This is a genomic window from Roseateles sp. AC306, from assembly GCF_979253795.1.
In genome coordinates this window covers 1-278 of sequence record NZ_CEEDEB010000072.1, presented here as the reverse complement: position 1 = coordinate 278, position 278 = coordinate 1, and the positions used below count along the sequence as shown (strand labels likewise).

1 protein-coding gene is annotated in these 278 nt (G+C 50.7%); it reads right to left on the bottom strand.

The features are described from left to right. On the bottom strand, nt 1–227 hold a 227-nt coding region (locus AC0IZJ_RS28440), incomplete at its 3' end, for a sulfatase-like hydrolase/transferase (RefSeq protein ID WP_471855610.1). Nucleotides 228–278: the final 51 nt, after the last annotated feature.

Below are 278 nucleotides of genomic sequence, written 5' to 3'. Positions count from 1 at the left end.
GGCTTCCACTGCGCGAAGCTACGCGGATAACGCTGGGTGTAGTTAAAATGCGAACCTTTGGTATGCAGAATGATCAGATGCTTACCATCCGGGTTGCGCCCTAGCGATTGCTGCATTTCGTCTACCAGCAACATATCATCTACCGGCTTGCCACGATTACGTGGCTCCGCACCAATCTGCTCACGATAAGCAATGTTGTCCGCCATCGTGTTGCTGTAGAACCACATTTCGCTCTGCATAGCGTAGAGGTCAGAACTGAATCCTAACTGCTTCAGAAC